Source organism: Legionella stuttgartensis (assembly GCF_977063405.2).
In genome coordinates, this window is sequence record NZ_CDRUHA020000056.1 from 55,307 (window position 1) to 68,812 (window position 13,506).

Sequence of the window (13,506 nt, forward strand, 5' to 3'; positions counted from 1 at the left end):
AAACAGTTAGACCACCTTATTAACTTATTTTTTTAATTGACTAAGAACTTCCTCTGCAGCCATTTGTGTTTTGGTAATTTCATTTTTTCCATGAGCACTGGAAACAAATCCAGCTTCATACATTGAAGGAGCAAAATAAACCCCTTTATCCAACATTCCATGATAAAATTGCTTAAATAAAGCCTCGTCAGAAGCAGCAACATCAGCATAATCTGCAATGCGTTTCTTTTCTGTAAAACAAAAACCAAACATCCCACCTAATGAAGCCGTAAAAAATGGAATACCTAACATTTCAGCAACAGAGGCTAAAGCTTGGGTTAGATTTTGTGTTGTTTCACTTAATCTGGTGAAAAATTCTGGTTTTTCAATTTCAGATAAAGTGGCAAGACCTGCTGCCATTGCTAATGGGTTACCAGAAAGCGTTCCTGCTTGATACACTGGGCCTTCAGGCGCTAAAAAGGACATAATTTCAGCCTTACCACCTAAAGCGCCTACGGGCATCCCTCCTCCAATAACTTTACCCAAAGTAGTAATATCGGGAGTGATTCCAAATACTCCTTGAGCACCAGTTAAGCCCACTCTAAAACCTGTCATTACTTCATCAAATATCAATAAAGTATTATGTTGATCGCATAATTGTCGTAATCCCTGCAAAAACTCTGGTTCAGGTAAAACAAACCCCATGTTCCCAGCTACCGGTTCCAATATTACTGCAGCAATATCATCTGGAAATTTTTCAAATAATTGTGCCGTTTGTTCCAAGTCATTGAAGTTTGCCGTTAAAGTATGCTCTGTAACGCTTTTGGGGATTCCTGGTGTAGAGGGGATACCTAAGGTAAGTAGACCAGAACCTGCTTTGACTAGCAAACTATCACTGTGTCCATGATAGCAACCATTAAATTTAATAAATTTATTTTTTTTTGTTACACCTCGAGCCAACCTAATAGCGGTCATCGTTGCTTCAGTACCTGAATTAACCATCCGTACTTTTTCAATCGAGGGAATTAAAGCGATGATTTTATCAGCCAATTGCACTTCAAGTTCTGTAGGCGCCCCGAAACTCATGCCGCTATGTAGCACTTTATTTACAGCTTCGATTACAGCAGGATGACAATGTCCAAGGATTAAAGGTCCCCAGGAGCCTACATAATCAATGTATTCATTATTATCAACATCAACAAGATAAGCTCCTTTACCTTGTTTAAAAAAAATAGGATCACCACCTACACCTTTAAATGCCCTCACTGGTGAATTAACACCTCCAGGAATAAGTGCTTGAGCTTGATGAAATAAATCTGCTGAACGAGTCATAAAAAGTCTCCATAATTTTGCCGCATAATATTACAGACATTATTAAAAATTGGCAAAAAAAGCAGTTTATCTTTACATCGACGTCTACAATAGCTAAATTACGCCTTTTTAAATGAGTATTATCATGCAAGAATATAAAAAATTTATTTGTGTCATCTGTGGGTTTATTTATGATGAAGCTGAGGGATGGCCTGAGGATGGAATTGAACCAGGCACACGCTGGGAAGATGTACCCGAAAACTGGTTCTGCCCAGATTGCGGCGCTGGCAAAGAAGACTTTGATATGGTGGAAATAGAATAAGTTTCTATATGAACAAGATGAAGCCCGGGTTCAAGAAGTTTATCAAGTAAAGAACTCCCGGGTTTCATTGCTCTCAAACTACACATCTGGAACTACGGTTTCACCACCACTAGGATCACGATTCCTATCAGCAACAAAGTTGGAAATTCATTATAAAGACGGAAAAAACGTGATTTTTTCTTATTTTGATGCCGCGCAAAAGCCTTTAGATAGTGGCCGCATAAGAGGTGGTAAATCCACAAAACAATCACCAAACTTAATTTAGCATGCATCCATCCCGCACTCATGTAATAAGATGGATTATAGCTAAGAAGCCATAGCCCCAATAAAGTGGTTAGTATCGCAGCAGGCCAAGTAATTCCATAGTAAAGCCTTCTCTCCATTATTTTAAAACGAGTGAGACTCGTCTCATCTTGCGTATCAGCATGATAAACAAATAGCCTGGGTAAATAAAATAATCCTGCAAACCAGGCTACCATAGCAATGATATGAAACGCTTTAATCAACAACATAATTAATTTCCTGAGCGATGCTTTCGTTTTTTTCGTGAGTGTTTCACCAAATTCAAGGCCTCCACTCCCAAAGAAAAACCCATGGCAAAGTAAATATATCCTCGAGGGATATGAAAAGAAAATCCATCGGCAACCAGGACCATACCAATCAGAATTAAATAACTTAGGGCAAGCATTTTGATTGTAGGATGTTCTTTAATAAATGCACTTACAACTTCACTAGCAAAAATCATAATAAGGATAGCGCAACTAATTGCAACAGCCATTACCCAAAAGTGTGAAGTTAATCCGACTGCAGTCAACACACTATCTAAAGAAAATATAATATCCATTAATGCAATCTGAAAAATAACTGCACGAAATGTTGTTTTAAAAGGTGTTGTCTTTTCATCAGTTATCTCAAGATCTTCAGTCACATCTTGATGAATTTCATCTGTTGCTTTCCAAATTAAAAAAGCCCCACCTCCAATAAGAAAGAAATCTCGAGCAGATAAGGAAAGGTTAGCCACTGTAAGTAATGGTTTGGTTAATTTGATGAGATCCACTGCCAACGCCAGTAAAATCAACCGCATAACCCAAGAAAGCGTCAGTCCCCAGCGCCTTGCTTTTTTTCTCTGTTTGGGAGGTAGTTTTTCTGACAATATAGACAAAATTACGAGATTGTCGATTCCCAGAACTATTTCTAAAATAATTAAGACAATTAAGCCTACAGTAATATCAATAAAATCCATCAGATCCTCAGATGTCAGAAATTGAAAAACTATATGATATACTCTTAGCCTGATATTTACCTACACCTTTCTGTAAATATACAGCATAAATTTTACTGAAAGATCAAGGTTTGTAAGGACAAATGATTCACTTTATTCATTTGCTTCGATATAATATAAGTGTTTTATTAATCTTGTGAGATACAGAGATCATCAAATTTATTAAAAAGCTATTAAAGAGAAACAGGGCTCATGTGGCGCCTGTTGCCTCAGCTTATATCATCCCAAGGAATAAACATTCCATATCTAAGGCGGACATTAGTAGCAATGCGCTCAAAGTGCTAAACCGCTTAATTGGTGCTGGTTTTCAAGCGTACATTGTTGGAGGCAGCGTCCGAGATCTATTACTGCATAAGGCTCCCAAAGACTTTGATGTTGCAACCGATGCAACGCCCAACCAAGTAAAAAATCTGTTTCGAAATGGACGAATTATTGGGCGTCGATTCAAACTTGTACACATACTGTTCCATCGTGAAATTATTGAAGTAGCTACGTTTCGAAGTCATGTTGCAGAAGATGAGAGTCAACAAACAAATGAACGTGGTATGTTAGTTCGTGACAATGCTTACGGCTCCCTCGATGAAGACGCTTGGCGACGTGATTTCACAATTAACTCGCTTTACTACAATATCAGTGACTCTTCAATTGTTGATTTTACTGGTGGTGTAAAGGATGTTGAAGAAAAGCTTATTCGTATGATTGGGGATCCGACCAAACGATATCAGGAAGACCCTGTACGTATGTTGCGTGCAATTCGTTTTAGTGCCAAATTAAATTTCAAACTGGCGCGAGAGACAGAGGCACCGTTTCCTGAGATTAGTCATCTCATTACCCATGTTTCCAATTCACGCTTATTTGATGAAATGACGAAACTGTATCAATGTGGTAATGCAGTTGCAGTACAAAGGCTTCTCATGCAATATGGTTTGTTCCAACATTTATGTCCTCAAACTAATGCTCTATTGAACAGTACTCATCCAGTAAATGCATTATTAGCAATTGCTCTTGAGAACACAGATACTCGCATTCAAGAAGATAAGCCTGTAACACCAGCATTTTTATTCGCGATTCTTTTATGGTTTCCGATGATTGAGCGCGCAAAGGAACTCCAAAAAACTGGAATAGATCCACTGCCTTCTATAGAAAAAGCAATGTCACTTGTCATTGCGGAACAAAATAAGATTATTTCAATTCCTAAACGTTACACACAAATCATTCGGGAAATATGGTTATTACAGTATCGCTTTTCAAAAAGACTAGGAGGAAGAGCCTTTAATCTTTTACAACATCCACGTTTTCGAGCAGCCTATGATTTTATGGCTTTACGTGCCCTTGCAGGCGATGAGTCCATGGAGCTGGCGCAATGGTGGACAGCCTTTCAGGATGCAGATGAAGCAGAACAAGGTAAAATGGTGGCACAACTCACACCGGATATGCCTAAGCGTAAGCGTCGCCGCAAGCCAAAAAGTAATAAAGTTAGTGATCCACAATGAGGGTGTGTTACTTAGGTCTGGGCTCAAATCAGCAGGTACCTGAACGTCAACTTCGCAAGGCAATTAAATCGATAAGAGCGTTACCCTCTACTGTGGTTATCAAAATCTCCTCTTTTTATTGGAATAAAGCCTGGGGATTGCAAGCTCAACAAGACTTTTGTAATGCTGTGATTAAGCTCTCTACCCTTTTATCCCCTTTACAATTACTTAATGCATGTCAAAAAATTGAAAAAAAACAAGGGCGAGTTCGAAAAAGACACTGGGGGCCAAGAATTATTGATATTGATATTCTTTTTTACGAGAATCAATCTATTCACACTAAGAAACTGATAATTCCCCATCCTCAGATTCAATTTAGAGATTTTGTCTTAATTCCTCTAATGGAAATCAATCCTGATTACAAATTAAAAAATCTTAATTAGGAAATTATCTCTGATACACTCTGACCTTATCTAAAAAATACACAAAACAATACCAGCCATCAACCTCGAACCAAATTATTTCAAATTTTGTGATGTAAAATAGGTACTTATATCAAGGAATCTACTATTATTTACAATAATAAATTTAATTGTGAGGCTTCTATGTATAAGAATATTTTATTTGCTACGGATTTGATCAAGGAACATAATCATCTCACAGAAAAAGCAATCGCTATTGCAAAACAATTTAGCTCTACACTATATCTGTTACATGTTATTGAACTACCTGCTAGTTTTCAATTGGCACAAGGACTTGGTTTTACAGAATTAGCCAACCCAGCCAAAGATGATGCACAGACTGTATTATCTCTACTAGGGGAGAATTTTAACATTCCGCACGAACATCAATTTGTAGAGGTTGGCTCAGTAAAAGAGCATATTTTTAATAAAGTAAAAGAACTAGATTGTCAGCTTATTATTATTGGTAGTCATTCATCTGTTGGTTTGCATTCATTTTTGGGTAGCACAGCACATGCTACAGTTAATCACGCTCCATGTGATGTATTAACTCTGCGACTTTAAAAATTAATTTTTTAACATCGCTGTTATTAAAGGATTAATATGCAAATCACATTTCTTGGTGCCACTGGGACTGTAACAGGTTCCAAATATCTTTTATCGTTTAATAAAAAAAATATTTTGATAGATTGTGGTCTTTTTCAAGGTCCTAAAGGTTTACGTTTAAGAAATTGGAATCCACTTCCTTTCAATCCCGAACTATTGGATGCCATTATTCTCACTCATGCTCATATTGACCATTCGGGCTATTTACCACTATTGGTTAAAAATGGATTTAATAAACCAATTTATTGCACTTATGGGACTAAAGATTTATGTGAGATATTATTGCCTGACAGCGCGCACTTACAAGAAGAAGATGCTCGTCATGCTAATGCACATCATTACTCCAAACATCGCCCCGCTCTCCCTCTATATACGAGCGCTGATGCAGAAAATGCATTACAACTCATTCAACCCTTGGCTTATGATAAGGTAGTCAACTTACAAGACAATATCAGTTTTCAATTAATTCCAGCAGGACACATCATAGGCTCGTCCTATGTAAGATTACAGCATCAAGATAAATCTCTTCTTTTTACTGGTGATTTAGGAAGAATGCATGATCCTGTAATGAAAAAGCCGACCAAAATTGAACAAATTGATTATCTTGTAATTGAGTCAACCTACGGAGACCGACTGCATGAAAAGGAACCTCCCAAGTTGACTTTAAAAAATATTATTAATAAAACCATTCTTCGAGGTGGATCCGTAATTATTCCCGCGTTTGCGGTGGGACGCTCACAAATATTATTGCACTATCTTTCTGAATTAAGAAAAGAAAATGCAATTCCAGATGTACCTATCTATCTAGATAGTCCCATGGCCATCAATGCAACACAAATTTTATATAAACATATAGAAGATCTTCGTTTAACTCCAACACAATGTCAGGAGCTTTGTGATGTAGCCACATACGTGAATGATGTAGAAGAGTCGATCGAGCTCGACTTAGACAAAACGCCCAAAATAATTCTTTCTGCAAGTGGTATGGCCTCTGGTGGACGGATTGTATTTCATATCAGAGCCTACGCTGCAGATCCACGTAATACTTTACTATTCACTGGATTCCAGGCTGAGGAGACACTGGGAGCAGAGATTCTTGCAGGTAAAAAGTTCATTGAAGCTCATGGCAAAATTATCCCCATACATGCTCAAGTTGAATCCATGCGCAGTACTTCAGCACATGCAGATTATGGTGAGATACTTGGTTGGCTTAATCAGTTTCAACAACCGCCCAACAAAACATTTATAACCCATGGGGAGCCTGAGGCTGCTTTATCCCTAAAATCTAAAATCGAAAAACAACTCGGTTGGCAATGTAATATTCCTGAATATGGACAACAAGAACAATTATGAGTAAAAAACACACAACCTTAACGCTTAAATATTTGGGTATCAATACTCATAAGGAACCTGTTATTTACATGCGTGAAGATTGTTATATTTGTAAATCAGAAGGATTCGCTGCTCAGGCACGTGTTCAAGTCCTACTCAATGAGCGCTCTATTGTTGCCACATTAAATACAGTGGAGACCAATTTATTAAGACACAATGAGGCAGGGCTTTCAAATTATGCTTGGGAGCTGCTCGCTGCAAAAGAAGGAGATAAAATCGCAGTAACTCATCCGCAACAATTGGACTCCCTCAGTTATATCCGCTCAAAAATTTATGGAAATGAGCTCACAGAAGAACAAACAACACATATCATCAAAGACATTGTATCAGGACAACTCTCAGACATTAATATTGCAATGTATCTTGCTGCCAGTGGTGGAGATAGGCTTTCTAACAAAGAAATTATTGATCTAACCCGAGCGATGATTCATTCAGGTCAGCAGTTATCATGGGAGCTACCTTTCATTGTTGATAAACATTCTGTGGGGGGCTTGCCTGGAAATCGTACGACCCCTATTGTTGTTGCAATTGTTGCAGCCTTCGGCTTAGTTATTCCTAAAACATCATCTCGTGCCATCACATCACCCGCAGGAACAGCAGACACGATGGAAGTATTTACTAAAGTTGATCTGAATATTAATGAAATGAAAAAAGTTGTTGAGCAAGAAAATGGCTGCCTTGTTTGGGGTGGCTCTATGGCTTTAAGTCCAGCCGATGATTTACTTATCCGAATTGAGAGAACTGCAAATATCGATAGTGAAGGACAAATGGTTGCTTCAATTTTATCAAAAAAAATTGCTGCAGGTTCAAATCATCTTGTCATTGATATGCCCATAGGAACTACTGCTAAAGTTCGTTCAATTGAGCGAGCCAATTCCTTAAAAAAATTATTAAAACTGGTTGCAACAGAGTTTGATATCAGTACAAAAGTAATATTAAGTGATGGCTCACAGCCTGTAGGCCGTGGAATAGGACCTGTTCTTGAGGCGCTTGATGTATTAGCCGTTTTAAATTGCGATAAACATGCCCCACAAGATTTACGTGAGCATGCGTTAGTATTAGCGTCTCATATCATCGAATTTTCACCTCAAGTTTTACCAGGTCAAGGATTGAGCATCGCGACTCACATTCTTAACAGTGGCAAAGCATTGGCCAAATTTGAAGCAATTTGCAGAGCTCAGGGCGGCCTTCGTGAGATTAAAAAAGCGCCTATTGTTTATACTGTAGAATCAAAACTATCAGGTATCATTATTAACATTGATAATCGACACATTTCTCAATTGGCTAAATTGGCTGGGGCACCACGCTCAAAAGCAGCGGGTGTTGAGTTATTAACTCCACTCCATTCAGTAGTCAAAAAATCTCAACCTCTTTTTAGAATCTATGCAGAAACTCGAGGTGAGCTCAATTATGCCCTTGATTTCCTGAAGCAGGGTCATGAAGTATTTCAAATTGAGGCCAGTATATGAAAAATCATTCTATTATTTTTGCACTATTTGGACATGATAAACTCACAGCTACGATTCAAAAAAAATGTCATTATGAGCTAGGTAAAATCTGCTTCCATCATTTTCCTGATAACGAAACTGTCGTGAAAATTGAATCCGATGTAGCGAAGCGAATCGTTATATTTGTTGCCAATTTAGCGCACCCCAACTCGAAAGTTCTTCCTCTTTTATTTGCAGCACAAACAGCACGATCTTTAGGAGCGGCTCAAGTCGTGTTGGTAACTCCATATCTTCCTTATATGCGACAAGATAAAGTATTTGAACCTGGCCAAGGCATTACATCTGCATATTTTGCACAATTGGTTTCTTCTTATTTTGATAGCTTAATAACAATCGATCCACATCTTCATCGCTGGTCAAAATTAAGCGAGATTTATAAGATACCAGCAAAAGTCCTTCATGCGGTAAATGACATTGCCTCTTGGATTTGTCAGCATGTATCTAATCCCATTCTTATTGGACCTGATTCAGAAAGTGCACAATGGGTTAGAACAATTGCACAAAAATCTTCGTCACCATTTACGATTTTGGAAAAAAATCGGAAAAGCGATACACAAGTTGAGATTTCTATACCTGGGATAATACCCTATCTGAACGCAACACCAATTCTTATTGATGATATTATCTCAACAGGAATGACTATGATGGAAACATTGAAACATTTAAAGTCATTAAATATGAAACCAGCTGTTTGTATTGGTGTCCATGCCATTTTTGCCGGTAATGCATATCAAGAACTTCTGCTCTCTCATGTAGCAAAGGTCATTACCTGCAATACAATTCCTCACACTTCAAATAATATCGACACCAGCCAGAATATTATTAATTTTTTACTTAAGTGGGATGCTATAAATGAATAAAGTTATTACACCTGCACACCATATTAATATTATTAAAGCGTCTGGAGAAAAAGTACCATTTGATCCCTACCGGATCTATCACTCATTAAAACGTGTTGGTGCAGACGAGTCTCTCATTAATAAGATTATTAATGAAGTATCTAAATTTATAGTTGAAGGAATGACAACACAAGAAATTTATCGTATTGCTTTTAATCTCTTACGTAATGAATCAAGAAACATAGCCGGAAAATATCATTTAAAACGTGCAATTATGCAACTTGGATTTTCTGGATATCCATTTGAAAAATTGGTAGCTGAAATCATGCGCCATCAAGGATTTAATGTACTCACTAATCAAATTATTAAGGGATACTGCGTCAATCACGAAGTGGACGTAGTTGGAGAACGCCAGAATGAACATGTTTTTGTAGAATGCAAATATCATAATCGCTTAGGTCTTGCTTGTGATGTAAAAATTCCCTTGTACATCAAGGCACGATTTATTGATATTGAACAGGCCTACAATAAAAAAAATGGTGAATTAATCAAGGGTTGGCTTGTGACTAATACCCGCTTTACCAATGATGCAATACAATACGGTCAGTGCTCAGGTTTACATTTAATCGGCTGGGATTATCCACAAAAAGGAAGTTTAAAAGAGTTAATTGAATTTTCTGGCTTATATCCTATAACCTGCATTACTAACCTTACAAAAGCTGAAATTGAAATCTTACTTACAGAAAACATTCTCTTATGCAAAACAATTAATGAAAATCCTAAGCTTCTTAATAAATTAAATATTGGCGCTGCCAGAATAAAAGAGATCGTTGGACAATGCCACGCCCTCTGTAAAAATTAATGACTTCGCTGGTATATTCTAACATTGGAAAACATATCGAGACTGTGGAGTCTATAATTCGAAACCTGGTTTACAGCAGATGTCTTCATCCCGGTAAATAAAAAAATAAACTACTTATTTTTTTTGCTTTTAGCTTTCTTTTTAATGTGACTCATTAATCTTCTTTTTTTATTTACTTGTCGTTGTGATAATTTAGTCTTCTTATCTGCAAAAGGATTTGTCCCTCCTTTAAACTCCAATTTTAACGGAGTTCCGACTAGTCCTAAATGCTTAATAAATTCATTATTAAGATAACGCTTATAGCTATCAGGTAGATCAGCCAACTGATTTCCATGAATGACTATTACGGGAGGATTATGTCCCCCAAGATGCGCATACCTTAATTTTATCCTGCGTCCACTCACACAAGGAGGTGTGTGTTTCGTACTAATATCTTGAAGTAACCGAGTTAATCTCGGTGTCGAAAAAGATTGGATAGCAGAAGCATACGCTTCGTTTATATCTTTAAATAAACCACCAACACCACTGCCATGTAAGGCCGAAATAAATCTTATTTTTGCAAAATTGGCAAAGTGCAATCTTCTAGATAATTCGCTTTTTACATTTTCTTTATGCTCTTCATCTAACCCATCCCACTTGTTCACAGCAATAACTAATGCTTTACCTGATTCAATAATGAAACCGAGCAAATTCATGTCTTGATCAGTAATCCCTTCTCTAGCATCCAGGACTTGCAAACACACATTGGATTTTTCAATCGCTTGAAGTGTCTTAATCACAGAGAATTTTTCTATTTTTTCATCAATCCGAGATTTTCTGCGCACACCTGCAGTGTCAATAAGGACATAGTTTTGTTCATCCCTAACAAAAGGAATAGAAATACTATCTCTGGTTGTCCCCGGCATATCATAAACAACGACCCGCTCTTCTCCCAAAATTCGATTTATCAAAGTTGATTTACCAACATTCGGACGGCCAGCAAAAGCGATTTTAATTGCCTTATCTTCTTCATTTTCATCAATATGTACCGCAAATGGTGAGAGAACTTCTTCGAGTAAGGTTCCTATACCACTACCATGTGATGAGGAAATTGAATGCACATCAGCTATGCCTAAAGAATGAAAGTCGGCACAAACAACATCATCATCCAAGCCTTCAGTTTTATTTACAACAAGATGAACTCTTTTATTTAATTTACGTAAATTACTGGCAATTTTTTCATCAATTCCAGTCAAACCAGCTCTTCCATCAACTAAGAAAAGAACTATATCAGCCTCATTGAGCGCAATTTCTGACTGTTTGGACATTAAATTGTCGACAGCAATATCGTCAACACCGATACCACCGGTGTCAACAACGATATAGTGTTTATCATCATGAATGGCTTGACCATACTGTCTGTCACGAGTTAAGCCAGGAAAATCAGCAACTAGGGCATCTTGTGTCTTAGTCAGCCTATTAAATAATGTAGACTTACCAACATTAGGACGTCCAACAAGTGCTATCACAGGGATCATTTATTAACTCACAGATAATTGATTTAACATTCCATTGTCTGTTAATACATATAATTTTCTTCCGACTACGCTTGGAGAAATACTAACACCACTTGAAACTTTTGAACGAGCTATAATTTCACCAGTTTGGGCATCAATAAAGTGTAAGTAACCTGTTTTATCACCAACCACTAAATCATTTTTAATTAATGCAGGTTCAGTTAGTACTCTTGCCTTCAATCCAGTCTGTTTCCAATTGACTTGGCCACTGCGTTTATCAATAGACCAAACGACATCATGGCTGTCAGTTACGAATAAGGTGTTACCACTTAGAATCATATTCTTGTAAACAGAACCAGGCTTTCTCCAAATAAACTGTCCATCTGATAAAGATAATGCGCCAATATAACCTTGATAACTGGCAAGATAAACCACATTATTTTCCACAATTGGATCCGCATCGATATCAACTAATCGCTCTACATCGCTTGGTCCTGACGCATAAGCAATACTTCGTTGCCACATAACACGTCCTGTTTTGACATCTAATGCATCCAGCTTCCCATCAGAAAAACCAATCAGTACCAAATTTCCCATAGCAACAGGCGAGGAACTTGCCTTGAGGATTAAACTAGGAGAGCCATGCTCAGCCATCCATATCTGTTTTCCATCAGCTGCACTAAATGCATACACTCTACCGTCGATCGTCTTAACGATTACTTTCCCACCTAAAATAGTTGGTGGTGAGAGAATTTCACCTGTAACCTTTTTTTGCCATAACTTACTACCATTATTCTCATTTAATACTACTAATGAGGAATTATTGGTACCCACAGCAACAAATCCACTGGCTACAGCAGGTCCACTAACCAAACCATGCTTCAATGCAGTAGACCACTTCATTTTACCATTGTGCTTGTTAATGGCTTGAACTAGTCCACTGGCATCCGCTGTATAAATAGTCCCGCTTTTAATTACAGGCTTAAGTCTTAAATATTCTTTATTTTTAGATGACTTACCCGCAGCGACTGACCAGTTTTGGTCGACTTTAACTTTGTCATTAATTTGCTTGAGCTCTTTAGGTTTAGGAGTGTTGTCTTTACCTAACATGTAATCATCAAGTTTTGAACACCCTTGAATTATGGTACAAAGAATTAAAATAAATAATTTCATTTTCATGAAAATCGAACCTCAATTTACAAAACAGATCAATAAAAGCACTGACTACGTTTTAGCTCGATAGAGAGAATCTTGAAACATGTGTTTTATGACCCTATCAGGCTAATAACAAATAGTTATGCAGATTCTACTTTTTTATCTCCAGAAATCATCGAATGCGACTTACTTGCTATCGCATTGGTTTTCATTTCTAAAAATAAATTCCCCATTCCATTATTTTTTACTTCATCTAAAGCTTGTTTATAAGAGCTCATAGCCTCTTTATATTGTCCAGTAGCTCCATAGATATCACCCTTTAATTCATTAATAACTGGTAAATAAGTATTATCCTCAACGTTGCTCAATTCTTTAAGCGCATTGGTGTAAGATTTTTCTGCTGCGAAGATACGTGCAATACGAATTTTAGCAATTTGCTTTAAAGTTGGCATTTTACTATTCGAGGCAACAGCCTGTAGTTCTTCAGTCGCTTTATCCAGTTTACTTTTTGATACATAAATTTTTGCAAGGGTCATATGTGCAGCATCGGCATAAACTGTACGTCCGTGCTCATGAATTAATTCATTAGCATAGGCTCTTACTGCTTTAATATTTTGATTAGAGAGAGCAACCATCATTTGTTCATATGCAACTGATGCCTGTTGAGTAAGTTTTTCCTGATGCCAATTCCAATAGCGATATCCGGCAATACTAAAGAGCACAAGCGATAATACTACAGTGACAAGATTACCGTATTGTTTCCACCATTTTTTTATCGATTCTAATTGTTCCTCTTCAGTCATATACACTGACATAACATT

Annotated in this window: 14 protein-coding genes; 8 read left to right on the forward strand and 6 right to left on the reverse strand. The window is 37.3% G+C overall.

What is annotated here, in order from left to right; genetic code table 11:
- Nucleotides 1-24 precede the first annotated feature (24 nt).
- Nucleotides 25-1,311 (reverse strand): glutamate-1-semialdehyde 2,1-aminomutase, encoded by a 1,287-nt coding sequence (gene hemL / locus ACWTEW_RS14535; RefSeq protein ID WP_454782371.1) that lies wholly within the window; start codon nucleotides 1,309-1,311, stop codon nucleotides 25-27.
- 124 nt (nucleotides 1,312-1,435) lie between these two features.
- Between hemL and ACWTEW_RS14540 the strand changes: the two genes are divergently transcribed.
- A complete protein-coding gene (locus ACWTEW_RS14540; RefSeq protein WP_454782372.1) occupies nucleotides 1,436-1,612 on the forward strand; it encodes a rubredoxin in 177 nt (58 codons plus the stop codon).
- A gap of 92 nt (nucleotides 1,613-1,704) precedes the next feature.
- Here the strand turns inward: ACWTEW_RS14540 and hemJ are convergent, their stop codons facing one another.
- Nucleotides 1,705-2,124 (reverse strand): protoporphyrinogen oxidase HemJ, encoded by a 420-nt coding sequence (hemJ, locus tag ACWTEW_RS14545; RefSeq protein ID WP_454782373.1) that lies wholly within the window; start codon nucleotides 2,122-2,124, stop codon nucleotides 1,705-1,707.
- Nucleotides 2,125-2,126: 2 nt separating this feature from the next.
- The gene (locus tag ACWTEW_RS14550) at nucleotides 2,127-2,855 is read right to left on the reverse strand and encodes a TerC family protein (protein WP_454782374.1); all 729 of its coding nucleotides are present in this window, start codon (nucleotides 2,853-2,855) and stop codon (nucleotides 2,127-2,129) included.
- A 233-nt stretch (nucleotides 2,856-3,088) separates the two neighbouring features.
- Between ACWTEW_RS14550 and pcnB the strand changes: the two genes are divergently transcribed.
- From pcnB to ACWTEW_RS14585, 7 genes are all read left to right on the forward strand, one after another.
- A complete protein-coding gene (gene pcnB / locus ACWTEW_RS14555; protein ID WP_454782375.1) occupies nucleotides 3,089-4,387 on the forward strand; it encodes a polynucleotide adenylyltransferase PcnB in 1,299 nt (432 codons plus the stop codon).
- Entirely contained in the window at nucleotides 4,384-4,809 is a 426-nt protein-coding gene (gene folK, locus ACWTEW_RS14560) for a 2-amino-4-hydroxy-6-hydroxymethyldihydropteridine diphosphokinase (RefSeq protein ID WP_454782376.1), read from the forward strand. Before pcnB ends, folK begins: the two co-directional genes overlap by 4 nt.
- 162 nt (nucleotides 4,810-4,971) lie before the next feature.
- Nucleotides 4,972-5,391: a universal stress protein gene (locus ACWTEW_RS14565; protein ID WP_454782377.1), complete on the forward strand. Its 420-nt coding sequence runs from the start codon at nucleotides 4,972-4,974 to the stop codon at nucleotides 5,389-5,391.
- A gap of 39 nt (nucleotides 5,392-5,430) precedes the next feature.
- On the forward strand, nucleotides 5,431-6,786 hold the full coding sequence (locus ACWTEW_RS14570; RefSeq protein WP_454782378.1) for an MBL fold metallo-hydrolase RNA specificity domain-containing protein: 1,356 nt from the start codon (nucleotides 5,431-5,433) through the stop codon (nucleotides 6,784-6,786).
- Complete coding sequence (locus tag ACWTEW_RS14575) at nucleotides 6,783-8,294, forward strand: thymidine phosphorylase family protein (protein WP_454782379.1); 1,512 nt, start codon at nucleotides 6,783-6,785, stop codon at nucleotides 8,292-8,294. The genes ACWTEW_RS14570 and ACWTEW_RS14575 overlap by 4 nt, the downstream gene beginning before the upstream one ends.
- Nucleotides 8,291-9,193, forward strand: a complete 903-nt coding sequence (locus ACWTEW_RS14580) for a ribose-phosphate diphosphokinase (protein ID WP_454782380.1) — start codon at nucleotides 8,291-8,293, stop codon at nucleotides 9,191-9,193. The genes ACWTEW_RS14575 and ACWTEW_RS14580 overlap by 4 nt, the downstream gene beginning before the upstream one ends.
- Nucleotides 9,186-10,034: an ATP cone domain-containing protein gene (locus tag ACWTEW_RS14585; protein ID WP_454782381.1), complete on the forward strand. Its 849-nt coding sequence runs from the start codon at nucleotides 9,186-9,188 to the stop codon at nucleotides 10,032-10,034. Before ACWTEW_RS14580 ends, ACWTEW_RS14585 begins: the two co-directional genes overlap by 8 nt.
- A gap of 110 nt (nucleotides 10,035-10,144) precedes the next feature.
- On the opposite strand, the gene der is transcribed toward ACWTEW_RS14585, so the two are convergent.
- The 3 genes from der to ACWTEW_RS14600 form a co-directional block, all read right to left on the reverse strand.
- Nucleotides 10,145-11,551: a ribosome biogenesis GTPase Der gene (gene der / locus ACWTEW_RS14590; RefSeq protein ID WP_454782382.1), complete on the reverse strand. Its 1,407-nt coding sequence runs from the start codon at nucleotides 11,549-11,551 to the stop codon at nucleotides 10,145-10,147.
- A 3-nt stretch (nucleotides 11,552-11,554) separates the two neighbouring features.
- A complete protein-coding gene (bamB, locus tag ACWTEW_RS14595) occupies nucleotides 11,555-12,709 on the reverse strand; it encodes an outer membrane protein assembly factor BamB (protein WP_454782383.1) in 1,155 nt (384 codons plus the stop codon).
- 116 nt (nucleotides 12,710-12,825) lie between these two features.
- A complete protein-coding gene (locus ACWTEW_RS14600) occupies nucleotides 12,826-13,500 on the reverse strand; it encodes a YfgM family protein (RefSeq protein WP_454782384.1) in 675 nt (224 codons plus the stop codon).
- Between the last annotated feature and the right edge of the window lie 6 nt (nucleotides 13,501-13,506).